This is a genomic window from Pseudomonas antarctica (genome assembly GCF_900624995.1).
GTDB lineage: Bacteria > Pseudomonadota > Gammaproteobacteria > Pseudomonadales > Pseudomonadaceae > Aquipseudomonas > Aquipseudomonas antarctica.
Genome location: NZ_UYXQ01000003.1, coordinates 41,865 through 66,917 on the forward strand (window position 1 = coordinate 41,865; position 25,053 = coordinate 66,917).

22 protein-coding genes and 1 pseudogene are annotated in these 25,053 nt (G+C 59.1%); 15 read left to right on the plus strand and 8 right to left on the minus strand.

Annotated features, from left to right (window positions below; all coding sequences use genetic code 11):
• Positions 1–104 precede the first annotated feature (104 nt).
• Positions 105–707 carry a peroxiredoxin gene (locus tag E0F99_RS03105; protein ID WP_083359904.1) on the minus strand — a complete coding sequence of 201 codons (603 nt, stop codon included), beginning with the start codon at positions 705–707 and terminating at the stop codon, positions 105–107.
• Between the two features lie 244 nt (positions 708–951).
• Here E0F99_RS03105 and E0F99_RS03110 point away from each other — a divergent pair, with 244 nt between their 5' ends.
• Both E0F99_RS03110 and bfr read left to right on the plus strand, forming a co-directional pair.
• Positions 952–1,170, plus strand: a complete 219-nt coding sequence (locus tag E0F99_RS03110; RefSeq protein WP_010564137.1) for a bacterioferritin-associated ferredoxin — start codon at positions 952–954, stop codon at positions 1,168–1,170.
• 200 nt (positions 1,171–1,370) lie between these two features.
• Positions 1,371–1,841 carry a bacterioferritin gene (gene bfr, locus E0F99_RS03115; protein ID WP_083359905.1) on the plus strand — a complete coding sequence of 157 codons (471 nt, stop codon included), beginning with the start codon at positions 1,371–1,373 and terminating at the stop codon, positions 1,839–1,841.
• Positions 1,842–1,923: 82 nt separating this feature from the next.
• On the opposite strand, the gene grxD is transcribed toward bfr, so the two are convergent.
• The gene (gene grxD, locus E0F99_RS03120) at positions 1,924–2,262 is read right to left on the minus strand and encodes a Grx4 family monothiol glutaredoxin (RefSeq protein WP_083359906.1); all 339 of its coding nucleotides are present in this window, start codon (positions 2,260–2,262) and stop codon (positions 1,924–1,926) included.
• An 86-nt stretch (positions 2,263–2,348) separates the two neighbouring features.
• A complete protein-coding gene (locus E0F99_RS03125; RefSeq protein WP_083359907.1) occupies positions 2,349–4,457 on the minus strand; it encodes a molybdopterin oxidoreductase family protein in 2,109 nt (702 codons plus the stop codon).
• A 432-nt stretch (positions 4,458–4,889) separates the two neighbouring features.
• Here E0F99_RS03125 and argF point away from each other — a divergent pair, with 432 nt between their 5' ends.
• Complete coding sequence (gene argF, locus E0F99_RS03135; RefSeq protein WP_083359908.1) at positions 4,890–5,810, plus strand: ornithine carbamoyltransferase; 921 nt, start codon at positions 4,890–4,892, stop codon at positions 5,808–5,810.
• Entirely contained in the window at positions 5,807–6,916 is a 1,110-nt protein-coding gene (locus E0F99_RS03140; protein ID WP_083359909.1) for an ABC transporter ATP-binding protein, read from the plus strand. The genes argF and E0F99_RS03140 overlap by 4 nt, the downstream gene beginning before the upstream one ends.
• Positions 6,917–7,056: 140 nt before the next feature.
• Here the strand turns inward: E0F99_RS03140 and ybaK are convergent, their stop codons facing one another.
• Positions 7,057–7,527 carry a Cys-tRNA(Pro) deacylase gene (ybaK, locus tag E0F99_RS03145; RefSeq protein WP_083359910.1) on the minus strand — a complete coding sequence of 157 codons (471 nt, stop codon included), beginning with the start codon at positions 7,525–7,527 and terminating at the stop codon, positions 7,057–7,059.
• 326 nt (positions 7,528–7,853) lie between these two features.
• Between ybaK and E0F99_RS03150 the strand changes: the two genes are divergently transcribed.
• The 4 genes from E0F99_RS03150 to glpD all read left to right on the plus strand — a co-directional run bounded on the left by E0F99_RS03150 (position 7,854) and on the right by glpD (position 12,959).
• Complete coding sequence (locus E0F99_RS03150; RefSeq protein ID WP_083359911.1) at positions 7,854–8,711, plus strand: MIP/aquaporin family protein; 858 nt, start codon at positions 7,854–7,856, stop codon at positions 8,709–8,711.
• An 81-nt stretch (positions 8,712–8,792) separates the two neighbouring features.
• Positions 8,793–10,298, plus strand: coding sequence for a glycerol kinase GlpK (gene glpK, locus E0F99_RS03155; protein ID WP_083359912.1), 1,506 nt, complete (start codon positions 8,793–8,795; stop codon positions 10,296–10,298).
• A gap of 95 nt (positions 10,299–10,393) precedes the next feature.
• The gene (locus tag E0F99_RS03160) at positions 10,394–11,149 is read left to right on the plus strand and encodes a DeoR/GlpR family transcriptional regulator (RefSeq protein ID WP_049709759.1); all 756 of its coding nucleotides are present in this window, start codon (positions 10,394–10,396) and stop codon (positions 11,147–11,149) included.
• A gap of 271 nt (positions 11,150–11,420) precedes the next feature.
• Positions 11,421–12,959, plus strand: coding sequence for a glycerol-3-phosphate dehydrogenase (glpD, locus tag E0F99_RS03165; RefSeq protein ID WP_083359913.1), 1,539 nt, complete (start codon positions 11,421–11,423; stop codon positions 12,957–12,959).
• Positions 12,960–13,012: 53 nt separating this feature from the next.
• On the opposite strand, the pseudogene E0F99_RS03170 reads toward glpD, so the two are convergent.
• Positions 13,013–13,248, minus strand: a pseudogene (locus E0F99_RS03170) (hypothetical protein); the annotation flags it as partial.
• Positions 13,249–13,547: 299 nt separating this feature from the next.
• Between E0F99_RS03170 and E0F99_RS03175 the strand changes: the two are divergent.
• The 7 genes from E0F99_RS03175 (at position 13,548) to E0F99_RS03205 (ending at position 20,612) form a co-directional block, all read left to right on the plus strand.
• Positions 13,548–14,474 carry a glutamate/aspartate ABC transporter substrate-binding protein gene (locus E0F99_RS03175; protein WP_083359914.1) on the plus strand — a complete coding sequence of 309 codons (927 nt, stop codon included), beginning with the start codon at positions 13,548–13,550 and terminating at the stop codon, positions 14,472–14,474.
• Between the two features lie 194 nt (positions 14,475–14,668).
• The gene (locus tag E0F99_RS03180) at positions 14,669–15,415 is read left to right on the plus strand and encodes an amino acid ABC transporter permease (RefSeq protein WP_083359915.1); all 747 of its coding nucleotides are present in this window, start codon (positions 14,669–14,671) and stop codon (positions 15,413–15,415) included.
• On the plus strand, positions 15,415–16,086 hold the full coding sequence (locus E0F99_RS03185) for an ABC transporter permease subunit (RefSeq protein ID WP_083359916.1): 672 nt from the start codon (positions 15,415–15,417) through the stop codon (positions 16,084–16,086). The genes E0F99_RS03180 and E0F99_RS03185 overlap by 1 nt, the downstream gene beginning before the upstream one ends.
• Positions 16,083–16,817 carry an amino acid ABC transporter ATP-binding protein gene (locus E0F99_RS03190; RefSeq protein WP_083359917.1) on the plus strand — a complete coding sequence of 245 codons (735 nt, stop codon included), beginning with the start codon at positions 16,083–16,085 and terminating at the stop codon, positions 16,815–16,817. The genes E0F99_RS03185 and E0F99_RS03190 overlap by 4 nt, the downstream gene beginning before the upstream one ends.
• Before the next feature lie 209 nt (positions 16,818–17,026).
• A complete protein-coding gene (gene aauS, locus E0F99_RS03195) occupies positions 17,027–18,928 on the plus strand; it encodes a two-component sensor histidine kinase AauS (protein ID WP_083359918.1) in 1,902 nt (633 codons plus the stop codon).
• On the plus strand, positions 18,925–20,274 hold the full coding sequence (aauR, locus tag E0F99_RS03200; RefSeq protein ID WP_083359919.1) for a two-component response regulator AauR: 1,350 nt from the start codon (positions 18,925–18,927) through the stop codon (positions 20,272–20,274). Before aauS ends, aauR begins: the two co-directional genes overlap by 4 nt.
• A complete protein-coding gene (locus E0F99_RS03205; RefSeq protein WP_083359920.1) occupies positions 20,274–20,612 on the plus strand; it encodes a GlpM family protein in 339 nt (112 codons plus the stop codon). The genes aauR and E0F99_RS03205 overlap by 1 nt, the downstream gene beginning before the upstream one ends.
• Before the next feature lie 139 nt (positions 20,613–20,751).
• On the opposite strand, the gene E0F99_RS03210 is transcribed toward E0F99_RS03205, so the two are convergent.
• The 3 genes from E0F99_RS03210 to E0F99_RS03220 are packed head-to-tail and all read right to left on the minus strand — an operon-like array spanning position 20,752 to position 25,041.
• A complete protein-coding gene (locus E0F99_RS03210; protein ID WP_083359921.1) occupies positions 20,752–22,149 on the minus strand; it encodes a sigma-54-dependent transcriptional regulator in 1,398 nt (465 codons plus the stop codon).
• Positions 22,139–23,917 (minus strand): sensor histidine kinase, encoded by a 1,779-nt coding sequence (locus E0F99_RS03215; RefSeq protein WP_083359922.1) that lies wholly within the window; start codon positions 23,915–23,917, stop codon positions 22,139–22,141. The genes E0F99_RS03210 and E0F99_RS03215 overlap by 11 nt, the downstream gene beginning before the upstream one ends.
• Positions 23,917–25,041, minus strand: a complete 1,125-nt coding sequence (locus tag E0F99_RS03220) for a GNAT family N-acetyltransferase (RefSeq protein WP_083359923.1) — start codon at positions 25,039–25,041, stop codon at positions 23,917–23,919. Before E0F99_RS03220 ends, E0F99_RS03215 begins: the two co-directional genes overlap by 1 nt.
• Positions 25,042–25,053: the final 12 nt, after the last annotated feature.

Sequence of the window (25,053 nt, forward strand, 5' to 3'; positions counted from 1 at the left end):
TGTGGCGAGCGGGCTTGCCACACAAGCCCGCTCGCACAGAGTTGAATCCCGCACATAAAAAAACCGGCCTTTTCAGGCCGGTTTTTTTGTACCGCGAAACGGGCTTACAGCTTGCCAGCGTTCTCGGCCAGGTAAGCCGCGACGCCTTCTGGCGAAGCGTTCATGCCTTTGTCGCCTTTTTTCCAGTTGGCGGGGCAGACTTCGCCGTGCTCTTCGTGGAATTGCAGAGCGTCGACCAGACGGATCAGCTCTTCCATGTTACGGCCCAGCGGCAGGTCGTTGATGATCTGCGAGCGCACAACGCCCTTGTCGTCGATCAGGAACGCGCCACGGAAAGCCACGCCGCCTTCGGACTCAACGTCGTAGGCTTTGGCGATGTCGTGCTTCATGTCGGCAGCCATGGTGTATTTGACTTTGCCGATGCCGCCATCATTGATGGCAGTGTTGCGCCAGGCGTTGTGGGTGAAATGGGAGTCGATCGAAACGGCGACCACTTCAACGTTGCGCGCCTTGAAATCGTCCATGCGGTGGTCCAGAGCGATCAGCTCCGAAGGGCAGACGAAGGTGAAGTCCAGCGGGTAGAAGAACACCAGGCCGTATTTGCCTTTGATGGCTTCAGACAGTTTGAAGCTGTCTACGATTTCGCCATTGCCGAGGACGGCAGGTACGTCGAAATCCGGGGCTTGTTTGCCGACGAGTACGCTCATCTGTTATCTCCTGATGTAGGGGGTGACGATTGAAGTAAAAGGACCGGCGCAAGTCTGGCGCAGATAAGCGACAGCCCTGTGACGCAGTCACGCTTCGTGAAGACCGACCATCATACACTGAAAAAACCGTTCGTCAGTGCGCCGGCAGCCTCCGGCAATACCCTGTGAAACTACTTTGACAATCATTCTCGTTAACATTAAGATCCATTGCACTTAAGCCTTAAACCCGCGATGGTTCTCCCTTATGTATGTCTGCCTCTGCACTGGCGTCACCGACGGACAAATCCGCGAAGCAATCTATGAAGGTTGCTGCAGCTACAAGGAAGTACGTGAAACCACCGGCGTTGCCAGCCAGTGTGGCAAATGTGCTTGCCTCGCCAAGCAAGTGGTACGGGAAACCCTGACGCAGCTGCAAACAGCCCAGGCCGCGCTCCCTTACTCAGCAGAATTTACACACGCTTAAATAGGCGTGCTTTAAAGATCCGGACTTAACGTCCGGTTTTTTATGCCCGAAATTCAATTAGTTAGCGTCAAGACGCGGAACACAAACATTCTTATTCCGATTAATTTTCATTTATTATTCAATAACTTAGGTTTGACACTAAGGATTTCGCCGCTCAAACTCCGCCTTATACACAGCTATTACAGGGCAGGACCCCAGTCATGAAAGGCGACATCTCAGTCATCCAGCAACTCAACAAAATCCTTGCCAATGAACTGGTCGCGATCAATCAGTACTTCCTGCATGCGCGCATGTATGACGATTGGGGCCTGGAAAAGCTCGGCAAGCGCGAATACAAAGAATCGATCAAGGCCATGAAGGACGCCGACGCGCTAATCAAGCGCATCCTGTTCCTGGAAGGCCTGCCGAACGTGCAAGACCTGGGCAAGCTGAATATCGGCGAGCACACCCAGGAAATGATCAGCAGCGACCTGGGTTTTGAACGTAAGAGCCACAGCGACCTCAAGGCCGCCATTGCCCACTGCGAAACCAAGGCAGACTTCGGCAGCCGTGAACTGCTGGAAGATATCCTGGAAGATCAGGAAGAGCATATCGACTGGCTGGAAACCCAACTGGGCCTGATCGACAAAGTCAGCCTGGAGAACTACCTGCAATCGCAGATGGGCGAATAACCCGCCTGCACGCAGGTGTAAAAAAGCCCCGCTCTCTTTCGAGAAGCGGGGCTTTTTATTGCAGGCTCGCGCCTACACAGGATCAGGCGTCAGTCTTGGCTGCCGCGTTTACCGCTGCTTCTTTGATCAGCGCTTGCAGCGAACCATCAGCCGCCATCTCAGTGATGATGTCGCTACCGCCGACCAGCTCACCGGCTACCCACAGTTGTGGGAAAGTTGGCCAGTTGGCGTACTTCGGCAGGTTGGCGCGAATTTCAGGGTTTTGCAGGATATCCACGTAGGCGAATTTCTCGCCGCATTGCATGACGGCCTGGGAAGCCTTCGCGGAGAAACCGCACTGAGGAGCGTTTGGCGCGCCCTTCATGTAAAGCAGAATGGTGTTGTTGGCAATCTGCTCTTTGATCGTTTCGATGATATCCATGGAACACCTCGGCTGGAACTTTGCGACTCACAGGTCGGCACGGTGGCGCATTGTAACGCAAAATTCCAGCCCGGTGGTCGGGCTCCTTAGGCAGCCGCTACCTGCACCGGCACGCCGTTCAACGCGGCGTTGCCGGATAACTCGTCCAACTGCCGCTCGTCGGTCAGGTCATTTGCACTCGCGCCCGGCTGCCCGCTCGCGATGCGCATCTGCACGCCCGGGCGGCTGTGCCCCCAGCCATGGGGCAGGCTGACCACGCCGGGCATCATGTCCAGGCTGGCCATCACTTCGACTTCTATCATGCCGATGCGCGAGCTGACACGCACCCGCTGACCATCGCTCAGCTGCCGACTGGCGAGGTCGTCGGGGTGCATATGCAACTGATGGCGCGGCTTGCCCTTCACCAGGCGGTGATAATTATGCATCCACGAGTTGTTACTGCGCACATGCCTGCGGCCGATCAACAGCAGTTCGTTGACCATCGGCACCGGCTGCGCCGCAAACCGCGCCAGGTCGGCCATTATCACTGCAGGCGCGGTCTGCACCTGGCCGTTGGCGGTTTTCAGGCGTAGGGCAAGGTTGGGCTTGAGCGGCCCCAAATCCACGCCATGGGGATGCTGCGCGAGCATCGCCACCGACAGCTTGTGATCAGACGCATCACCGTAAGCCCCGCCACGCAGGCCGAAGTCGATCATCTGCGCTGGCGGCAAAGTCGGTTTGAGCGCCAAACCGGTCTGCGCCGCAAAGGCCTTGGCCAGGCCGACAAAGATTTCCCAGTCATGCAGAGCGCCTTCTGGCTTAGGCAGGATCGCGCGATTGAAACGGGTGACGTTACGCACCGCAAACATATTGAAGGTGGTGTCGTAGTGGTCGTTTTCCAGCGCCGACGTCGACGGCAAAATCAGGTCGGCGTAACGCGTGGTCTCGTTGATGTAGAGGTCGATGCTGACCATGAACTCCAGTCCATCCAGGGCTTGCTCCAACTGCCGACCATTAGGCGTCGACAATATGGGGTTGCCGGCCACGGTCACCAGGGCGCGGATCTGCCCTTCGCCTTCGGTGAGCATTTCTTCGGCCAAGGCTGAAACCGGCAACTCTCCACCGTATTCGGGGCGGCCCGACACACGGCTTTGCCAGCGATTGAAATGCCCGCCGCCAGTGGAGGCCACCAGGTCCACCGCAGGGCTGGTGCACAGCGCGCCACCGACGCGGTCGAGATTGCCCGTGACCAGATTGATCAACTGCACCAGCCAATGACACAAGGTGCCGAACGCCTGGGTCGATACGCCCATGCGGCCGTAACACACCGCCTTATCCGCCGCAGCAAAGTCTCGCGCCAACTGGCGGATTTTCTCGGCCGGCACTGCACACTGAAGGCTCATGGCGTCGGCGGTGAACCCGGCAATGGCACGACGCACGTCCTCAAGGCCTTCAACCGGCAAATGACTCTCGCGTGTGAGGTTCTCGGTAAACAGCGTGTTAAGTACGCCGAACAGCAGCGACGCATCGCCACCAGGGCGCACAAACAGATGCTGATCGGCTATCGCGGCCGTCTCGCTGCGCCGTGGGTCAACCACCACCACTTTGCCGCCTCGGGCCTGGATGGCCTTGAGGCGTTTCTCCACGTCAGGCACGGTCATGATGCTGCCATTGGACGCCAGCGGGTTGCCGCCCAGGATCAGCATGAAGTCGGTGTGATCGATGTCCGGAATCGGCAGCAACAGGCCGTGGCCGTACATGAGATGACTGGTGAGGTGGTGGGGCAACTGATCCACCGAGGTCGCCGAAAACCGATTACGTGTCTTGAGCTGGCCAAGGAAATAGTTGCTATGGGTCATCAGCCCGTAGTTGTGCACGCTGGGGTTGCCCTGATACACCGCCACCGCATTCTGCCCATGGCGCGCTTGAATGCCGGCCAATCGCTCGGCGACCATTGCAAACGCCTCGTCCCACGAAATCGGCTGCCACTCGCTGCCCACCCGTAACATGGGCTGATGCAGGCGATCCGGGTCATTCTGGATGTCCTGCAGCGCCACCGCCTTGGGGCAGATATGCCCACGGCTGAAGGTGTCTAGCGGGTCGCCCTTGATCGAGGTGATCGCCAGGCTGCCGTCGTCGGCTTGGGTAGTTTCCAGGGTCAGGCCGCAGATGGCTTCACACAGATGGCAGGCACGGTGGTGGAGAGTCTTGGTCATGGCCAGTCTCTTTATTGGGCTTTGACCTGACTATGGGCTGAGATTTGGACGAGCACCAGCAACGTTCGTCCTGTGAATCGACGAGCATCAGGCCAGCACATGGCTAAACATGTGCAAATGTTTCAGAGCCTTACGCACGGCAGTCGAAACCGACACAACCCAGCCTGAGCCCGCCCCTACACATTGCAAAAGGTCTCGGCGCCAGTGTACAAATGGGCCGCTGCTGTCAGGAGTCAGTCTTCAAAAGCGCTCTGGCGCCCTTCTTGAACACCCTTAAAACCGTAGCCCTATTGGTAAGACGCGACATTTAATTATAAGATCGCGCCTTCCCCTATTTCGTCGCCCCGTGCGGCTTTCGCCGCAGGTCTCGCCCGTTGTCACAATAAACAAGGCTTTGAGTATCTGCGGTCTGTTGCAAAAAGGTAGTTAATGATGAGCGCAAGGCACTTTCTCTCCCTGATGGATTGCACGCCCGAAGAGCTGGTCAGCGTGATCCGTCGAGGCATTGAGCTTAAAGACCTGCGTAACCGCGGCGTACTGTTCGAGCCTTTGAAAAACCGTGTGCTCGGGATGATCTTCGAGAAGTCGTCGACGCGCACCCGCGTGTCGTTCGAAGCGGGCATGATCCAACTGGGTGGCCAAGCCATCTTCCTGTCCTCGCGCGACACCCAACTGGGCCGTGGCGAGACGATTGCCGACAGCGCCATCGTGATGTCGAGCATGCTCGATGCGGTGATGATCCGTACCTTTGCCCACAGCACCGTGACCGAATTTTCAGCCAACTCCCGGGTACCGGTGATCAACGGCCTGTCCGATGACTTGCATCCCTGCCAGTTGTTGGCCGACATGCAAACCTTCCTTGAGCACCGTGGTTCGATCCAAGGCAAGACGGTGGCCTGGATCGGCGACGGCAATAACATGTGCAACAGCTATATAGAAGCGGCGATCCAGTTCGACTTCCAACTGCGCATCGCGTGCCCGGAAGGCTACGAGCCTGAGGCGCGCTTCCTGGAACAGGCAGGTAGTCGCGTGACCCTCGTGCGCGACCCTCGTGACGCAGTGAACGGCGCACATTTGGTGAGCACTGATGTCTGGACCTCCATGGGCCAGGAAGAAGAAACCGCCAAGCGCCTCGCCCTTTTCGCGCCATTCCAGGTAACCCGCGCCCTGCTCGATCTGGCCGCGCCGGATGTGCTGTTCATGCACTGCCTGCCCGCTCACCGCGGCGAAGAAATCAGCCTCGACCTGCTCGACGATAAGCGCTCGGTCGCCTGGGACCAGGCCGAAAACCGCTTGCACGCGCAAAAGGCGCTGCTCGAACTCCTCGTCCAGCCGTCGTACCAGCACGCATGAGCCAGCCATTACTGTTGAACCTGCGCAATCTGGCGTGCGGCTATCAAGATCAACGCGTGGTGCAGAACCTCAACCTGCACCTCAACGCCGGCGACATCGGCTGCCTGCTTGGGTCTTCGGGCTGCGGCAAAACCACCACTTTGCGCGCAATTGCCGGCTTTGAACCGGTGTACGAAGGTGAAATCATCCTGGCCGGCGAAGTGATTTCCAGCCCTGGTTTTACCCTCGCGCCGGAGAAACGCCGGATCGGCATGGTGTTCCAGGACTACGCACTGTTCCCGCACTTGAGCGTGGCCGACAACATCGTCTTCGGCATTCGCAAGCACCCGCAAAAAGACCGCGTGGTCGCCGAGTTGCTCGAACTGGTCAACCTGAAGAACCTGGGCAAGCGTTTCCCCCACGAGCTTTCCGGTGGCCAGCAACAACGCGTCGCCCTCGCCCGCGCACTGGCACCGGAGCCGCAACTGTTGTTGCTGGATGAACCATTCTCCAACCTCGACGGCGAACTGCGACGCAAGCTCAGCCACGAGGTGCGCGACATTCTCAAGGCGCGCGGCACCAGTGCGATTCTGGTCACCCACGATCAGGAAGAAGCCTTTGCCGTCAGTGACCACGTAGGGGTTTTCAAAGACGGCCGTCTTGAGCAATGGGACACGCCCTACAACCTCTATCACGAACCGCAGACGCCGTACGTCGCCAGCTTTATTGGCCAGGGCTATTTCATCCGTGGTCAATTGAGCTCGCCGGAATCGGTCAGCACCGAACTGGGCGACCTGCGCGGCAATCGCGCCTACACCTGGCCCACGGGTGGTGCAGTGGATGTGTTGCTGCGCCCGGATGACATCGTCTACGCGCCGGACAGTGCGTTGAAAGCGCACATCGTCGGCAAGACGTTCCTCGGCGCCTCGACCTTGTACCGCCTGCAACTGCCGACCGGTGCACAGCTGGAGTCGATTTTCCCTAGCCATGCGGATCATCAGGTCGGTGCGCAAGTAGGGATTCGGGTGGCGGCTGAGCATCTGGTGTTGTTCCAGGCGTCCGGCAGCGTTGCGGCGCAGGTTTCTAAATCCGACTCCGGCGTACGCCGTTACAGCCCCGCTAGCTGAGTCACTGACGAAACCAGATCAAAATGTGGGAGCGGGCTTGCGCGCGAATGCGGAATGTCAGTTAACGAATTCGTTACTGAACCATCGCTTTCGCGAGCAAGCCCCACACATTAGATCTCGTCGCATTCAAAATGCGAGTTTCACACCCGACCAATCGGCGCAAATTTAGCCTGGGTATGCTCAGCCAGCACCGCCGCCGGCAGTTCAACTTCCAACCCCCTCCTCCCGGCACTCACAAAAATGGTCGCGAACGGTTGCGCCGTCTCGTCGATGAACGTGCGCAGACGCTTCTTCTGCCCCAACGGGCTGATGCCACCCAACAGGTAACCCGTAGAGCGTTGCGCCGCTACCGGGTCAGCCATCTCAACTTTTTTTACCCCCGCCGCATGCGCCAACGCCTTTAAATCCAGACTTCCGACGACCGGCACCACCGCCACCAACAATTCGCCTTTCTCACTGCTAGCCAGCAAGGTCTTAAACACCTGCGCAGGGTCGAGCCCCAATTTCTCTGCGGCCTCCAGGCCATAGGACGTCGCCTTGGGATCATGTTCGTAACTGTGGATGTGATGTTCGGCGCGAACTTTTTTCAACAGGTCCAATGCGGGTGTCATGGCTACTCCAGGCATGGCAAACAGAGATGCAATTCTAGGCCAAGCCCATTCAAAACGCTCTAGTGCGGCCCTCCCGCAATACGCAGTGGTCGAGACAACCATGATCATTCATGAGACTAATAGTTTGAAAATGACCAATGGTTCACTTTCGACCTTTGACAGCCGTCATTCTTGTCTATATTTTTTCGTTTCCGAATACTGTAGGAATAGAGCTGCAGTACTCCAGCGGTAAACCGTGACTTGGACGGGGATCCACGCCACGGTGAAAATCGCGCAACAGCCCGTTGAGGCCGCGCGCCAAACAAGAACAACAATCGAGGTTTTCCATGACAACTGCTCTTCAACAGCCTTCACTTTCGAGTCAATGCATGGCCGAATTTTTGGGGACTGCGCTTCTGATCTTCTTCGGTACAGGATGTGTCGCTGCGCTCAAGGTCGCGGGAGCCAGCTTTGGGTTGTGGGAAATCAGTATCATCTGGGGGATCGGCGTGAGCATGGCGATCTACCTGAGCGCCGGTATCTCCGGGGCTCACCTCAACCCGGCGGTGAGTATCGCCCTGTGCCTCTTTGCCGATTTCGAAAAGCGCAAACTGCCCTTCTATATCCTCGCCCAAGTCGCCGGCGCCTTCTGTTCCGCCGCGTTGGTGTACACGCTGTACAGCAATCTTTTTTTCGATTACGAACAAACCCACCATATGGTGCGCGGCTCCCAGGCCAGCCTGGAGTTGGCATCGGTGTTTTCCACCTACCCGCATGCCCTGCTGAGCACCGCCCAGGCGTTCTTGGTGGAAATGGTCATCACCGCCATCCTGATGGGCGTGATCATGGCGCTCACCGACGATAACAATGGCCTGCCACGTGGCCCGTTGGCCCCACTGCTGATTGGCCTGTTGATCGCCGTGATCGGCAGCGCCATGGGCCCGCTGACCGGCTTTGCGATGAACCCGGCACGGGATTTTGGACCCAAGCTGATGACCTTTTTCGCCGGCTGGGGTGAAATGGCCTTTACCGGCGGTCGCGATATTCCTTACTTCCTGATTCCGATTTTCGCGCCGATTGTCGGCGCGTGCCTCGGTGCTGCGGCCTATCGCGGGCTGATTGCCCGCCATCTGCCGAGCGCCGCACCTGCTATCGCTGAAGAAACAACTGACACGGCTGTCAACGGCAAAACGCGTATTTCCTGATACCGCCGGCCTGGTCCGCACTGCCTCTTTGCGGCCCAGGCTGATTCCTTACTTCCTTATTTTCCGTCTAAGGCAATCGACATGACCGACATTCAGAATAAGAACTACATCATTGCCCTCGATCAGGGCACCACCAGTTCCCGCGCGATCATCTTCGACCGTGACGCCAACGTGGTCTGCACCGCCCAGCGTGAATTCACCCAGCATTACCCGCAAGCCGGCTGGGTTGAACATGACCCGATGGAAATCTTCGCCACCCAAAGCGCGGTGATGGTCGAGGCCCTGGCACAAGCCGGCCTGCACCATGACCAAGTCGCCGCCATCGGTATCACCAACCAGCGTGAAACCACCGTGGTCTGGGACAAGATTACCGGTCGCCCGATCTACAACGCGATCGTCTGGCAGTGCCGCCGCAGCACCGAGATCTGCCAGCAGCTCAAGCGCGACGGCCACGAGCAATACATCAACGACACCACCGGCCTGGTTACCGACCCGTACTTCTCCGGCACCAAGCTCAAGTGGATACTCGACAACGTCGAAGGCAGCCGCGAGCGTGCGCGCAAAGGCGAACTGCTGTTCGGCACCATCGACAGCTGGCTGATCTGGAAATTTACCGGCGGCAAAACCCACGTCACCGACTACACCAACGCCTCGCGCACCATGCTCTTCAACATCCACACCCTGGAGTGGGATGCGAAGATGCTGGAGATTCTCGACGTGCCGCGCGAGATGCTGCCAGAAGTTAAGTCGTCTTCGCAAATCTACGGCCGCACCAAAAGCGGCATCGCTATCGGCGGCATCGCCGGTGACCAGCAAGCCGCCCTGTTCGGCCAAATGTGCGTCGAAGCCGGCCAAGCCAAGAACACCTACGGCACCGGCTGCTTCCTACTGATGAACACCGGCGACAAAGCCGTCAAATCCCAACACGGCATGCTCACCACCATCGCCTGCGGCCCACGCGGCGAAGTGGCCTACGCACTGGAAGGCGCCGTGTTCAACGGTGGTTCCACCGTGCAGTGGCTGCGTGATGAGCTGAAGATCATCGCCGACGCCACCGACACTGAATACTTCGCGGGCAAGGTCAAGGACAGCAACGGTGTGTACCTGGTCCCGGCCTTTACCGGCCTGGGCGCTCCGTATTGGGACCCGTATGCCCGTGGCGCGCTGTTCGGCCTGACCCGTGGCGTACGCGTGGATCACATTATTCGTGCAGCCCTGGAGTCGATTGCCTACCAGACCCGCGACGTATTGGACGCCATGCAACAGGACTCGGGCGAGCGCCTCAAAGCCCTGCGCGTGGACGGTGGCGCGGTGGCCAACAACTTCCTGATGCAATTCCAAGCCGACATCCTTGGCACCCAGGTCGAGCGCCCGCAAATGCGCGAGACCACCGCGCTCGGCGCGGCATACCTGGCAGGCCTGGCCTGTGGTTTCTGGGGCAGCCTGGACGAATTGCGCGGCAAAGCGGTGATCGAGCGCGAATTCGAACCAACGCTGGATGAAGCCACCAAAGAGAAACTCTATGCCGGCTGGCAAAAAGCGGTGAGCCGCACCCGCGATTGGGAACCGCACGAAGGCGCTGAATAAGCCAAGCGCCGGACCCTCATAGGGTTGTAACTGGCGGGGAGCCGCTTGCTGCGTCATCATGGGCCACTTTTGTACGGCAGCCCAAAGGACGCCCCATGAATCTGCCTCCCCGCCAGCAACAAATCCTCGAACTGGTCCGCGAACGCGGTTACGTCAGCATCGAGGAGATGGCGCAGCTATTCGTTGTCACCCCGCAAACCATCCGCCGCGATATCAACCAACTGGCGGACGCCAACCTGCTGCGCCGCTACCACGGCGGTGCGGCCTATGACTCCAGTGTCGAGAACACCGCGTACGCCATGCGTGCCGACCAGATGCGCGATGAGAAACAACGCATCGGCGAAGCCATTGCCGCGCAAATCCCTGATCACGCCTCGCTGTTTATCAATATCGGCACCACGACCGAATCGATCGCGCGTGCGCTGCTCAATCACAACCACCTGAAAATCATCACCAACAACCTCAACGTCGCGACCATGCTCAGTGCCAAGGACGACTTCGACGTGTTGCTGACCGGCGGCAACGTGCGCCGTGATGGCGGTGTGGTCGGCCAGGCGAGTGTCGACTTTATCAACCAGTTCAAAGTCGACTTTGCGCTGGTGGGCATCAGCGGTATTGATGAAGACGGCAGTTTGCTCGACTTTGATTATCAGGAAGTGCGGGTTTCCCAAGCGATTATTGCCAATGCGCGCAAAGTGATCCTTGCGGCGGACTCAAGCAAATTCGGGCGCAATGCCATGATTCGCTTGGGGCCGATCAGTCTGGTGGACTGCTTGGTGACCGATCAGCAGCCAGTGCCAGCGTTGGTGCAGTTGTTGAATGAGCATAAGGTCAGGCTGGAAGTAGTTTAGCGCCTGCTCCGCCGCCATCGCCGGCAAGCCCGGCTCCCACATTGCAATGGTTTCAACTGCGGGAGCCGGGCTTGCCCGCGATGGCGATGGACCCGACACCACATTTCTAGAGCCTTCCCCCAGGCTCATGTTCACAAATTTTCCTTTTCCCGCCCTTCGATGAGTTTTTTCAATCGAAGTTGGGTGGCTGTGCGCGCGTTTATCAGCTACCATTTTCGCAAATGAACATTAATGTTCGAATTCCAAGACGAATAAATCGCGAGGCTAGCCGATGAACCCTTCCACCTTGCCTGCTCCACCGCTTGCCGAAGTCTATGACGTTGCCGTAATCGGTGGCGGGATCAACGGCGTCGGCATTGCAGCAGACGCAGCCGGGCGCGGTTTGTCGGTATTCCTTTGCGAAAAGGACGACTTGGCCAGCCACACCTCCTCCGCGAGCAGCAAGCTGATCCACGGAGGCCTGCGTTACCTCGAGCATTACGAATTCCGCCTGGTGCGCGAAGCCCTGGCCGAACGTGAAGTGCTGCTGGGCAAAGCACCGCACATCGTCAAGCAGATGCGCTTCGTGTTGCCGCACCGCCCGCACTTGCGCCCGGCATGGATGATCCGCGCCGGCCTGTTCCTGTATGACCACTTGGGCAAGCGCGAAAAACTCGCCGGCTCCAAAAGCCTCAAGTTTGGTCCCGACAGCCCGCTGAAAAGCGAAATCACCAAAGGCTTCGAATACTCCGACTGCTGGGTCGATGACGCCCGCTTGGTCGTACTCAACGCCATGGCCGCCCGCGAAAAAGGCGCGCATATCCACACCCAGACCCGTTGCATCAGCGCACACCGCAGCAACGGCATGTGGGAAATGAACATGGAACGCGCCGACGGCAGCCTGTTTTCGATCCGTGCCCGAGCACTGGTGAACGCTGCCGGCCCATGGGTCGCCAAGTTCATCAAGGAAGACCTGAAGCTGGATTCGCCTTACGGCATCCGCTTGATCCAAGGCAGCCACCTGATCGTGCCGAAACTGTACGAAGGTGCCCACGCGCACATCCTGCAGAACGAAGACCAGCGCATCGTCTTCACTATTCCGTACCTGAACCACCTGACCATCATCGGCACCACCGACCGTGAATACACCGGCGACCCAGCGAAAGTGGCGATTACCGAAGGTGAAACCGACTACATGCTCAACGTGGTGAATGCCCACTTCAAGAAGCAGTTGAGCCGTGACGACATCGTCCACACCTACTCCGGCGTGCGCCCGTTGTGCAACGACGAATCGGACAACCCGTCGGCCATCACTCGCGATTACACCCTGTCGCTGTCCGGCGGCACGGGCGAGGCGCCAATTCTGTCGGTGTTCGGCGGCAAGCTGACCACCTACCGCAAACTCGCCGAGTCGGCGATGGCGCAACTGGCACCGTATTTCACACAGATGCGCCCAAGCTGGACGGCAAAAGCCTGCCTGCCGGGCGGCGAAGACATGACCACGCCAGAGGCGTTGGCCGAGGCTATCCGCGCCAAGTTCGACTGGGTGCCAAGCGAGATCGCCCGCCGTTGGTCCACCACCTACGGCAGCCGCACCTGGCGCCTGCTGGAAGGCGTGCAATCGCTGGCGGACTTGGGCGACCACTTGGGTGGCGGTTTGTACACCCGCGAAGTCGATTACCTGTGCGCCGAAGAATGGGCGACGCAACCGCAGGACGTGCTGTGGCGCCGTACCAAACTGGGCCTGTTCACCACCGCGCAAGAACAGGACAACGTGCAGCGTTACCTGTCCAAAGTTGAGCAGAACCGCGCAAAAATTGAAGCGGCTTGATCAAACCGTAATGGAAAGCCCCTGCACCGAAAGGTCCAGGGGCTTTTTTACGCCTTGTGTCCGAGAGACATGAGCGTCCTGGCAAGCCAGTGTGAGCCGCCGCAGGACGCCATCACGATGGTCCAGGGCTTCAGTGTGCCGCGAACTCAGGCAAGCGATTGCGATTGAATTGCTTGTGCATTACTTCATGGCCTTTGGCATCGTGCCCGATGCGATGAAAAGTCCCTTTGGCTGGACAGGCATTCCGAGCTCTTTTCCAAAAGTGACCCGCTGCAAGAGCGCAACCGATAGCCATCGTTACCGCAGCAACGGATAGACACTCTCCTCCGCCACACCGATTCGGTTTTCCGAACACCATACCCAGAACCATTCGGTTTGCCGGACCAAACAGCTAAAACCTTCCCGTAACACAAAATTAATCTCCATATAAATCAATCATATAGCCTTTTATTCCGGGTATGGCACGACTCATGCTCTACACTCCCTGACGATTGCCTGAGACGCTTCAGGAGCCGTTTCGGGCATTCGCTGTACAAGAGAGCCGTTTTAGCCGGCTTCATAAAAAAAACAAATGTCGAGGAAGTATTGATGCGTATCGTTCCCCATATCTTGGGCGCAGCTATCGCTGCTGCTCTGATCAGCACTCCAGTTTTCGCCGCCGAACTCACCGGCACACTGAAGAAAATCAACGACTCCGGCACCATCACTCTCGCTCACCGCGACAGCTCCATTCCGTTTTCCTACATCGCGGATGGTTCGGGCAAACCCGTGGGCTACTCCCACGACGTTCAGTTGGCTGTCGTTGAAGCCCTGAAAAAAGACCTGAACAAACCCGATCTCAAGACCAATTACAACCTGGTCACCTCGCAAACTCGTATCCCGCTGATCCAGAACGGCACCGCGGACCTCGAGTGCGGCTCGACCACCAACAACGCCGAACGCGCCCAGCAAGTTGATTTCACCGTCAACATCTTCGAAATCGGCACCCGTCTGCTGGTTAAGAAAGACAAGGATGGCAAGCCGTCCTACGCCGACTTCGCCGACCTGAAAGGCAAAAACGTCGTGACCACCGCCGGCACCACGTCCGAGCGCATCATCAAAGCGATGAACGCCGACAAGCAGATGGGCATGAACGTCATCTCCGCCAAAGACCATGGCGAATCCTTCCAGATGCTGGAAAGCGGCCGCGCTGTCGCCTTCATGATGGACGACGCCCTGCTGGCCGGTGAAGAAGCCAAGGCCAAGAAGCCGGATGACTGGGTCATCACCGGTACTCCACAGTCCTTCGAAGCCTACGCGTGCATGGTGCGTAAAAACGACCCAGCCTTCAAGAAAGCCGTGGATGACGCCATCGTCGGCCTGTACAAATCCGGCGAGATCAACAAGATCTACAGCAAATGGTTCGAGAGCCCGATTCCACCAAAAGGCCTGAACCTGAACTTCCCGATGAGCGAAAAGGTTAAGGAGCTGATCGCTAACCCAAGCGACAAACCAGCGCCTGACGTAAAAATCTGATACCTGACTAAGCTTATGCCCTGAGGGAGCCAACCCTCCCTCAGGTGTCTGTTACTACCTGCTTGCTTTAATTTGGAACACTCGACCTGGCGGTTTTCGAGCCGATCGCGTGTGCCTGACGTTCAACGTCGGGCTGGAAAGGATCTCCTCCAAGCGGGTGCTTGTACATCGATCGATCTTGAGGGGAGACCCTAATGAATTACAACTGGGACTGGGGCGTGTTCTTCAAGTCCACTGGCGTGGGCAGCGAGACTTATCTCGACTGGTACATCGCCGGCTTGGGCTGGACCATCGCCATCGCTGTTGTGGCATGGATTATCGCCTTGTTGCTGGGGTCCATTCTGGGCGTCATGCGCACCGTGCCAAACCGCATCGTATCGGGCATCGCGACCTGCTACGTGGAACTGTTTCGTAACGTGCCGCTGCTGGTTCAACTGTTTATCTGGTACTTCCTGATACCCGATCTGCTGCCGCAAAACCTGCAGGACTGGTACAAACAAGACCTCAACCCGACCACCTCGGCCTACCTGAGCGTTGTTGTGTGCCTGGGCCTGTTCACCGCAGCCCGTGTGTGTGAACAAGTGCGTACCGGCATCCAGGCGCTGCCACGTGGCCAGGAATCCGCTGCACGCGCCATGGGCTTCAAGCTGCCGCAGATTTACTGGAATGTGCTGCTGCCCCAGGCTTACCGCATCATCATTCCGCCGCTTACCTCGGAATTCCTCAACGTGTTCAAGAACTCCTCCGTGGCGTCCTTGATCGGCTTGATGGAGTTGCTGGCGCAAACCAAACAGACCGCCGAGTTCTCGGCCAACCTGTTTGAAGCCTTCACCCTGGCCACGCTGATCTACTTCACCCTGAACATGAGCCTGATGTTGTTGATGCGCGTGATCGAGAAGAAAGTCGCGGTGCCCGGCCTGATCTCCGTGGGGGGTAAATAATGGAATTTGATTTCAGCGGCATCATCCCCGCCATCCCGGGCCTGTGGAACGGCATGGTCATGACCTTGCAGTTGATGGTCATGGGCGTGGTCGGCGGCATCATCCTGGGTACGATCCTGGCGCTGATGCGCCTGTCGTCGAGCAAACTGTTGTCGCGCTTGGCTGGCGCCTATGTGAACTACTTCCGTTCGATCCCACTGCTGTTGGTGATCACGTGGTTCTACCTGGCGGTGCCGTTCGTGTTGCGCTGGATTACCGGCGAAGACACCCCGATCGGTGCGTTCGCCTCCTGCGTCGTGGCCTTCATGATGTTCGAAGCCGCGTACTTCTGTGAAATCGTGCGGGCTGGCGTGCAGTCGATCCCCAAGGGCCAGATGGCCGCCGCACAAGCGATGGGCATGACCTATGGCCAGACCATGCGTCTGATCATCCTGCCCCAGGCGTTCCGCAAGATGACCCCGTTGCTGCTGCAGCAGTCGATCATCCTGTTCCAGGACACCTCGCTGGTTTACACCGTGGGCTTGGTGGACTTCCTCAACTCCGCCCGCTCCAACGGCGACATCATTGGCCGCTCCAATGAGTTCCTGATCTTCGCCGGTGTCGTCTACTTCATCATCAGCTTTTCCGCCTCGCTGCTGGTCAAGCGTCTGCAAAAAAGGTTTGCCGTATGATCTCTATCAAGAATATCAACAAGTGGTATGGCGACTTCCAGGTGCTGACCGATTGCAGCACCGAGGTTAAAAAAGGCGAAGTGATCGTGGTGTGCGGGCCGTCCGGCTCGGGTAAATCCACCCTGATCAAGTGCGTCAACGCACTGGAACCGTTCCAGAAGGGCGACGTGGTAGTGGATGGCACCTCCATCGCCGACCCGAAGACCAACCTGCCGAAACTGCGTTCGCGCGTGGGCATGGTGTTCCAGCACTTCGAGCTGTTCCCGCACTTGACCATCACCGAAAACCTGACCATTGCGCAGGTCAAGGTACTCGGCCGCAGCAAGGAAGAGGCTACTAAGAAAGGCTTGCAACTGCTGGAGCGCGTCGGCCTGTCGGCGCACGCCCACAAGCACCCGGGCCAATTGTCCGGCGGCCAGCAACAACGTGTGGCGATTGCCCGCGCACTGGCCATGGACCCGATCGTCATGCTGTTCGACGAACCGACCTCGGCGCTGGACCCGGAAATGGTCAACGAAGTGCTCGACGTGATGGTGCAACTGGCCCAGGAAGGCATGACCATGATGTGCGTGACCCACGAAATGGGCTTTGCCCGCAAAGTGGCCGACCGCGTGATCTTCATGGACGCTGGCAAGATCATCGAAGACTGCCCGAAAGAGGAGTTCTTCGGCGACATCAGTGCCCGCTCCGAGCGCGCGCAGCACTTCCTTGAGAAAATCCTGCAGCACTAAGCCCTATATAGCTTCCACTGTGGAAACCGCGCCCATTTGGGAGCGGGCCTGTGTGGGAGCTGGCTTGCCTGCGATGGCATCACCTCGGTGCCCCTGTGATACCGAGGCGTCTGCATCGCGGGCAAGCCCGGCTCCCACAAAAGCCCGGCTCCCACACAAACAGGTTCGTGCCAGGGCTGGCAAGCTCTGGTTGACCCAAGGCATCTGTGATGAAATGCGACCCCAACCAATTTCGCGCCGCACCGCCATCACTTGCCGTGAGACCTCGTCTGATTCGCCAACTGTTCCTGCCGCCGTTGATTATCGCCCTGATGATCGGCTTGGGTTATATCGGCTTCTGGGTCAGTGAGTACTACGGCATCCGCACCCTCAGCGACAACGGCGAACGCCAGTTGGAGTTGCACGCGCGCACCGTCGAAAGCGAACTGAGCAAATACACCTACCTGCCAAGCCTTCTGGAACTGGAATCCAGCGTCTCCACGCTGCTTGCCGACCCAAACCAGGAAACCCGCAAGACCGTCAACGATTACCTCGAAGGCCTGAACCGGCGCAGTCGCAGTCGGGCCATCTACGTGATGGACACCACCGGCCGCGTGCTGGCCACCAGTAACTGGCGCGATGCCGACAGTTATCAGGGTGAGGACCTGTCCTTTCGCGCCTATTTCCAGAACGCCGTACGCGGCCAGCCGGGACGCTTCTATGGCATCGGCAGCACCAACGGCGAACCCGGCTACTACTTGGCCCATGGCCTGGAAGAGCACGGCAAGATCATTGGCGTCGCGGTGGTCAAGGTGCGTCTTGAAGCGCTGGAAGAACGCTGGCAGCGCGCCCGCCTCGAAGCGTTTGTAAGCGATGAGAACGGCATCATCATCCTCTCCAGCGACCCGGCTCGCCGGCTCAAGGCCGTGCGCCCGCTGAGCGACGACACCAAAGAACGCCTGGCCCACAGCCTGCAATATTACTGGGCGACGCTTAACGAACTGGAGCCGCTGGCCCGTGAGCGACTCAATGAGGGCACCGAAAAGCTGACCTTTCCGGCCAACAGCGAAGTGGTCAACGACGAGCACGCGGTCAGCTACCTCGCACAAACCCGCCCGCTTAACGACACACCGTGGAATTTCACCCTGCTCACCCCGCTCAATGACCTGCGCCGCGCGGCGATCAACCAGGGCATTCTGGTGGCCGTCGCGTTTGGCCTGGTCGCGTTTTTGCTGATCGCCTGGAACGAGCGGCGCAAGGTCATCGCCACCCGCCTCGCCGCGCGGGAAGCCTTGCAGGAAGCCAACAGCCAGCTGGAACGTCGGATTGCCGAACGCACCGCCGACCTGCGTGCCAGCAATGAACGGCTCAAGGGCCAGATTCGCGAACGGCGCCAGGCCGAAGAAACCTTGCGCCGCGCCCAGGACGAGTTGGTGCAGGCCGGCAAACTCGCCGCCATCGGCCAGATGTCGACCAGCATCGCGCATGAATTGAACCAGCCGCTGGCGGCGCTGCGCACGCTGTCGGGTAACACCGTACGTTTCCTCGAACGCGGTGCCCTCGATACCGCCAGCGCCAACCTCAAGACCATCAACGAACTGATCGACCGTATGGGCCGCATCACCGCCAGCCTGCGCTCCTTTGCCCGACGCGGCGATGACCAGGGCGAAGCCAGCCTCGGTAAAGCCGTGGACGCGGCGTTTCAGGTGCTCAGTGCACGCCTGGACGGCCTACCGTTGACCGTGCACCGCGACTTCGCCAACGCTCAGTTGCAGATCGACCAGACGCGCCTGGAGCAGATCCTGCTTAACCTGATCGGCAACGCCCTCGACGCGATGCAAGCACAACCGGCCCCCGAACTGTGGCTGGACGGCCACATGTTTGAGGGTAAGTACCGCCTGCACGTGCGCGATAACGGCCATGGTATTGCTCCCGAAACCCGCAAACATCTATTCGAACCGTTCTTCACCACCAAACCTGGCGAACAGGGCCTGGGCCTCGGCCTGACGCTTTCCGCCAGTCTCGCTGCGGCCACCGGCGGCAACCTCGCCGTGGAACACCCCGCCAGCGGTGGTACTGCCTTTGTCTTGTGCTTGCCGCTGGCAGGCACCCAAAAAGCTGAGTCGACATGAATACAGACGCTACCGCCTCTAAAGACGACCTCACCGTTCTGATCGTCGAAGACGACCCCCATGTGCTGCTCGGCTGCCAGCAAGCACTGGCGCTGGAAGACATTCCCAGTGAGGGCGTAGGCAGTGCCGAAGAGGCCCTCAAGCGCATCGGCGAAAACTTTGCCGGTATCGTCATCAGCGATATTCGCCTGCCGGGCATCGACGGGCTGGAGCTGTTGACCCGCCTCAAGGCCTTGGACAAAAGCCTGCCGGTGGTGCTCATCACCGGCCATGGCGATATCTCGATGGCCGTCGGTGCCATGCGCAACGGCGCCTACGACTTCATGGAAAAACCCTTCTCGCCCGAGCGCCTGGTCGACGTCGCCCGCCGTGCCCTGGAACAACGCGCGCTGGCGCGAGAGGTGTGGTCGTTGCGCCGCCAACTGGCTGAGCGCGACTCCCTGGAAGGTCGCATCATCGGCCGCTCCCCGGCCATGCAGACCCTGCGCGAGCTAATCGCCAACGTCGCCGACACCTCGGCCAACGTGCTGATCGAAGGCGAGACCGGTACCGGCAAGGAACTGGTCGCGCGCTGCCTGCATGATTTCAGCCGGCGCCATTCCCACCAATTCGTCGCCTTGAACTGCGGCGGCCTGCCAGAGAACCTGTTCGAAAGCGAGATATTCGGCCACGAAGCCAACGCCTTTACCGGCGCCGGCAAGCGGCGCATCGGCAAGATCGAGCACGCCCACGAGGGCACGCTGTTTCTCGATGAAGTGGAAAGCATGCCGATCAACCTGCAGATCAAATTGCTGCGGGTGTTGCAGGAACGCACCTTGGAGCGCCTGGGTTCAAACCAGAGCGTGGCGGTGGATTGCCGAGTGATCGCCGCCACCAAGTCCGACCTCGACGAACTGAGCCGTGCCAGCCAGTTCCGCAGCGACCTTTACTACCGCCTCAACGTAGTGACCCTGGAGCTGCCGCCGCTGCGTGAACGCCGGGAAGACATCCTGCAATTGTTCGAACACTTCTTGCAGCAGTCGTCGCTGCGCTTTGACCGTAGCGTGCCGGAGCTGGATAACCAGACGGTGTCGAGCCTGATGAGCCACGACTGGCCAGGCAACGTGCGCGAACTGCGCAACGTCGCCGAGCGGTTCGCCCTGGGTTTGCCCGCTTTCAAAAAAAGCGGCAACGGCAACGTCAACCATGGCCTGGCCTTTACCGAAGCGGTGGAGGCGTTCGAGCGCAACCTGCTGGTTGATGCCTTGCAACGCAGCGGTGGCAACCTGACCCAGGCCAGCCAGGAACTGGGTATGGCCAAGACCACCCTGTTCGATAAGGTCAAGAAATACGGGTTGAGCCACTGATGGATCTATTCTTAAAGGCCGCCATTGGCGCGGCAGTGGTGTTGATCTTGGCGGCGCTGGCCAAGACCAAGAACTATTACATCGCAGGGTTAGTGCCGCTGTTTCCGACCTTTGCGTTGATTGCGCATTACATCGTCGGCAAGGGCCGTTCGGTGGACGATTTGAAGACCACGATCGTGTTCGGGATGTGGTCGATCATTCCGTACTTCATCTATTTGGCGACATTGTATGTGATGGTCGACCGGATGCGCTTGGAAGCGTCACTCGCCGTGGCGGCAGTGGCGTGGTTGATCGCGGCGACGGTGTTGGTGAGTGTGTGGGTGCGCCTCCACACCTGACAACCGCAATCAACAATGTGAGAGCGGGCTTGCTCGCGAAGGCGGCGTGTCAGTCGATACATCCGCTGACTGAGTGACCGCTTTCGCGAGCAAGCCCGCACATTTGATCGGCGTTGTCTTGAAGATTGGGTTAGCAATCTCACCGCACGATCTTGTCGACCTGAATCCCCAGCTTTTTCAACCGATACCAGAAGCTCCTCTCGGAAATCCCGATCTTCGCCGCGGCCGCCGCCTGCACGCCGTTGCTCTCATGCAACGCCGCCAGAATGTAGGTTTTCTCGACCTCCGCCAGGGCCGCATCCAGGTCCGAAGGCACGCTTGGGTTGTCACCCAACAGTGCCGTGAGGCCACCTTCGGCGGGCCTGGACGCAAACAAATACGCCGGCAGGTCGATGTCTTCGATCACCGGCGACGCCGCGACGATGGTCGCGCGCTCCACGCAGTTTTGCAGTTCACGAATATTGCCCGGCCAGCTGTAGGCCGCCATGGCCTGCAACGCCTCGGGGCTGAAACCGGTGATGCGTTTGCCGGCGGTGGCGCTCAGGGTCTGGGCGAAATGTCGGGCCAGGGGCACGATATCCTCGGCACGTTCGCGCAGGGCTGGCAGTGGGATCGGGAACACATTGAGGCGGTAATACAGGTCCTCGCGAAACTCTTTATTGGCCACCGCATCCAGCAGGTTTTTGTTGGTGGCGGCGATCACCCGCACGTCTACCTTGCGCTCGCGCGGGTCGCCCACCGGCTCGATCACCCGCTCCTGCAAGGCGCGCAGAATCTTGGCCTGCAGCGCCAAGGGCATATCACCCACCTCATCCAGGAATAGCGTGCCTTTGTCGGCCTGCATAAAGCGCCCTACCCGGTCCGCCACAGCGCCGGTGAAGGCGCCCTTGCGATGACCGAACATCTCGCTTTCCAGCAAACCTTCGGGGATGGCTGCGCAATTGACCGCCACGAACGGCTTGTCGGCGCGGCTGCCGTGCTTGTGGATCGCACGGGCAACCATCTCCTTGCCGGTGCCGCTTTCGCCCGTCAGCAGGATGGTTGCGTTACTGTCACGTACCGAGTCGATCGCGTGCAACACTTGGCGAAACGCCGGGCTGTCGCCGACCAGACTGTCGAATTGCGCATGGTGATCAAGCTCGGCGCGCAGCCGCGCGTTGTCGCGCAGAATGTCGCGAAACTGCAGGGCCTTGGCCACGGTAATGTCCAGCTCGTCGATATCGAACGGCTTGGCAATGTAGTCATAAGCGCCATTACGCATCGACTGCACAGCGTTTTTCACCGTGCTGTAGGCGGTCATCACGATCACCGGCAATTGCGGGAAACGCACTTTTATCTCGGCCAGCAGCGCCGGGCCGTCCATGCCCGGCATGCGCCAATCGCTGATCACCAGGTCGATGTCTTCCTGCTCCAGTACTTTGAGTGCATGCAGGCCGTTGCTCGCGGTGAACACTTGAATGCCGTTCTGGCTCAATGCCGAGGACAGCAAATCGCAGAGCTTGGGCTCGTCGTCGACTACCAATACGTTATGCGTCATGACCGTCCTCATCGTCGCCGTCGTCGTCACCTTGGGCCGGAATGTACAGGCTGAAGGTGGCGCCGGCATCTTTCTCACTGGCGCATTCGATGCTGCCATCGTGACTTTCCATGATCGAATAGACTTTGGCCAGGCCTAAGCCTGTACCCGAGGCCTTGGTGGTGACAAACGGCGTAAAGATCCGCTCGATCATGTCCGCCGGAATGCCTTGGCCGGTGTCGGCGATGCTGATCACCGTATTGCCGCCCACGCTACGAATGCCTAAGGTCAGGCGTCCACCTGCCGGCATTGCATCGATGGCGTTGAGAATCAGATTGAGGCACGCCTGCTTGAGCTGTTTGGCATCGGCATAGATCGTCGCACCGGGTGCTTGGTCATCAATGTGCGCATCGATGTTATGGGTGGACAACTCCGGGCTGCAGAAGCCGAGGATTTCTTCCACCAGTGCGCGCGCGCTCTGCAGCACCCGCAGCGGCAGGTTGGGTTTGGCGAAGTCGAGGAACTCGGTGATCAGGTCATTGATGCGACTGACCTCGCTGATCACGTATTCCAGGTGGCGCTTGTCGGTTTCCGGCAAGTCCGCGCGACGGTGGAGCAGTTGGGTAGCCGTCTTGATAATACCCAACGGGTTGCGGATTTCGTGGGCAAGGCCCATGGCAACTTCGCCCAGCGCGTGCAGCCGATCACGGCGACGCAACTGAGCCTCGAGGTGATGCAGTTCACCCAGGCGCTCGGTCATGTGGTTGAACGTGCTGCTCAGTTGCGCCAGCTCGTCGCCACCGCTGACCAGCACGCGGTGCTCATAATTGCCCGAGATCACCGCGTCCACGCCTTGGGACAAGTCCCGCAGCGGCTTGGTCAGACGCCGCGACACCAGCACGCCGGCGCCCAGGGACAACGCCGAACTGAGCAGGAAAATCAGCACGAACAGGTTGCTCTGGTTCACCAGCCCCACCAGGCTGGTATGGCGCAGCAAGCCGCTGAAGATCACGCCTTGCAGGTCGCCGGCGTCATTGAAGATCGGCCAATACAAACCGCTGTAGTTGTTGGTGAACTGCTCGCTCGGCTGTTTGGTGGCGCGCATAGCCGTTTCGACATTCTTGGGGATGCGCGAAGGGTGATTTTCGAAACGCTGGGTCGAGAATATTTCGTTAAAACCCGAAGGGTTGGCCAGGTACAGACGCAGATCGAGGGAGTGCACATCGGCCACGCTGGTGAGGAAACTGCTGTCCAGGTAAGTCGCCACCAACAAAACGTAGTCGACGCCCTCCTGGTTGGTTTCGAACGTCGAGACCACCAGCCCCGTACTCACGCCAGCCACCTGGATGGTTTGCAACACCGCATTGCTGGTCAGGTTGATCTGCTTGACGACATCGTCGGGCGCCGTACTGAACACAATCTTGTGGTCACTCATGCGAATCAGCGAGACCACATCGATATCAGTGGCCTCGGCAATATCGGCCGTGAGCCGGTCATGCTTGGCAGCTTGCCGGCTCGAGGGCGGGCTGGTGTAACGCAGAAAGAGCTTGGCCATGCGCGCGTTGTCATGAAGGATGTCGCCAATCTCGTCCTTGACGATTTTGGTCGACTCCTGCAGCCAGATGCGCACGTTACTGTCGAAAATCTGCGACAGCGTGGTCGCCGCCAGCTCGGCGGCGATCATGGTAGGAATGACGCTGACCAGCCAGAACGCCAGCACCAGCTTGCGCTGGACGCTCCAGCGCGAAATGGCAAAGGGGCGGGCTTTCTGGCGGGTCTTGGTGATCATCAGGTTTCGCTTATCGCAGCAGCCATGGCAGGGTCGGATCGATCCGGTCTTATATACATTTTTACGAGTTTGAGCAGGCCATTGACCAGCCGATTACGGTGACGAAAGAACATGCTGTTACCCCGGAACTCGCAACCCAGACGCAGCTTACTGGCATACCCTTCCTGACCGCACTCGTAAACGGGAATATTGTGCTGAATACAGTAATCGACATTGGTCAGCCAGCTCCTGAAGTACAAGTGGTAGTCGCGGCTGAATTCACTGTCATGCCCAAAAAACTTGTCGATCAAACGGTGCTGGTCCAACAGCACCAAATTGAATGCCACCAGTCGCTCGTCCACCCAGTAAAGAGCACAGACCGCGCGCCCTTCCAGGCGTTCCAGAATGCCGGTGAAGTAACTCGCCGGCAGACGCTCGAATTGTAAATCGGCACGACACAAAGTGTCTTGGTACAGGCGCATCACCGCAGGCAGCACATCATCAATGTTGCGCCGCCACTCCACCCGCGGGCCCGGCGCACGCAACTTGCGGCGCAGGTCTTTACGGGTCGCCTTGCACAGCGACCCCAGGTAGGCGTCCACTGAACCGTAAGGCACTGCCAATAACCCGCTGGGCAGGCTCGGCATGCTCTGAAACCCTGCAACGCGGCAACTGTCTGCCCAGTGCGGGTCATTGGTCGGCACGTCTTTGACCGCCACCAGGCCAATCCCGAATGCCTGGGCATCTTGGCGTGCAGCCTCAAGCAAGTGCTTGATCAACAGCGGGCGCAGCGCCTCGGGAACGCTACTGGCGATTCCTGCATCGCAGCGCTCGGCAATCGGCGAGCCGATGGCATACAACTGCAACCGCAAAACACCCGGCCACAGTCGCTCCAGGCGCTCGGTAAAGCGCTTGCCTGCACCCGACACCGTGGTGTCGAGGCGATAATAGGTGATGAACGCGGCGGCGACTGCCACCAGCGTTTCATCGTCGTAAACAGCCAGGTAACGCCATTTGAAATCATCGATAGCGGCGTTTTCCACCGCGACGTAAAAATCCCAATCCTCCAGCGCTCCGGGAAAACAGTCGTTCCAGGCACTGCGCGGGATGGCCCGGATGGTCGAAAAGGCTTGGGCGGTGATCACGTCGCGTCCTTA

Excerpts from the sequence above, each read along its gene's own strand:
- E0F99_RS03205 (WP_083359920.1), top strand. The coding sequence starts at position 20,274 with ATGGATCTATTCTTAAAGGCCGCCATTGGCGCGGCAGTGGTGTTGATC.
- ybaK (WP_083359910.1), bottom strand. The coding sequence starts at position 7,527 with ATGACACCCGCATTGGACCTGTTGAAAAAAGTTCGCGCCGAACATCAC.
- E0F99_RS03150 (WP_083359911.1), top strand. The coding sequence starts at position 7,854 with ATGACAACTGCTCTTCAACAGCCTTCACTTTCGAGTCAATGCATGGCC.
- aauR (WP_083359919.1), top strand. The coding sequence starts at position 18,925 with ATGAATACAGACGCTACCGCCTCTAAAGACGACCTCACCGTTCTGATC.
- E0F99_RS03110 (WP_010564137.1), top strand. The coding sequence starts at position 952 with ATGTATGTCTGCCTCTGCACTGGCGTCACCGACGGACAAATCCGCGAA.
- E0F99_RS03180 (WP_083359915.1), top strand. The coding sequence starts at position 14,669 with ATGAATTACAACTGGGACTGGGGCGTGTTCTTCAAGTCCACTGGCGTG.
- glpD (WP_083359913.1), top strand. The coding sequence starts at position 11,421 with ATGAACCCTTCCACCTTGCCTGCTCCACCGCTTGCCGAAGTCTATGAC.
- E0F99_RS03125 (WP_083359907.1), bottom strand. The coding sequence starts at position 4,457 with ATGACCAAGACTCTCCACCACCGTGCCTGCCATCTGTGTGAAGCCATC.
- E0F99_RS03140 (WP_083359909.1), top strand. The coding sequence starts at position 5,807 with ATGAGCCAGCCATTACTGTTGAACCTGCGCAATCTGGCGTGCGGCTAT.
- aauS (WP_083359918.1), top strand. The coding sequence starts at position 17,027 with ATGAAATGCGACCCCAACCAATTTCGCGCCGCACCGCCATCACTTGCC.
- E0F99_RS03210 (WP_083359921.1), bottom strand. The coding sequence starts at position 22,149 with ATGACGCATAACGTATTGGTAGTCGACGACGAGCCCAAGCTCTGCGAT.
- argF (WP_083359908.1), top strand. The coding sequence starts at position 4,890 with ATGAGCGCAAGGCACTTTCTCTCCCTGATGGATTGCACGCCCGAAGAG.
- glpK (WP_083359912.1), top strand. The coding sequence starts at position 8,793 with ATGACCGACATTCAGAATAAGAACTACATCATTGCCCTCGATCAGGGC.
- E0F99_RS03215 (WP_083359922.1), bottom strand. The coding sequence starts at position 23,917 with ATGATCACCAAGACCCGCCAGAAAGCCCGCCCCTTTGCCATTTCGCGC.
- E0F99_RS03105 (WP_083359904.1), bottom strand. The coding sequence starts at position 707 with ATGAGCGTACTCGTCGGCAAACAAGCCCCGGATTTCGACGTACCTGCC.
- E0F99_RS03175 (WP_083359914.1), top strand. The coding sequence starts at position 13,548 with ATGCGTATCGTTCCCCATATCTTGGGCGCAGCTATCGCTGCTGCTCTG.
- E0F99_RS03160 (WP_049709759.1), top strand. The coding sequence starts at position 10,394 with ATGAATCTGCCTCCCCGCCAGCAACAAATCCTCGAACTGGTCCGCGAA.
- E0F99_RS03190 (WP_083359917.1), top strand. The coding sequence starts at position 16,083 with ATGATCTCTATCAAGAATATCAACAAGTGGTATGGCGACTTCCAGGTG.
- bfr (WP_083359905.1), top strand. The coding sequence starts at position 1,371 with ATGAAAGGCGACATCTCAGTCATCCAGCAACTCAACAAAATCCTTGCC.
- grxD (WP_083359906.1), bottom strand. The coding sequence starts at position 2,262 with ATGGATATCATCGAAACGATCAAAGAGCAGATTGCCAACAACACCATT.
- E0F99_RS03185 (WP_083359916.1), top strand. The coding sequence starts at position 15,415 with ATGGAATTTGATTTCAGCGGCATCATCCCCGCCATCCCGGGCCTGTGG.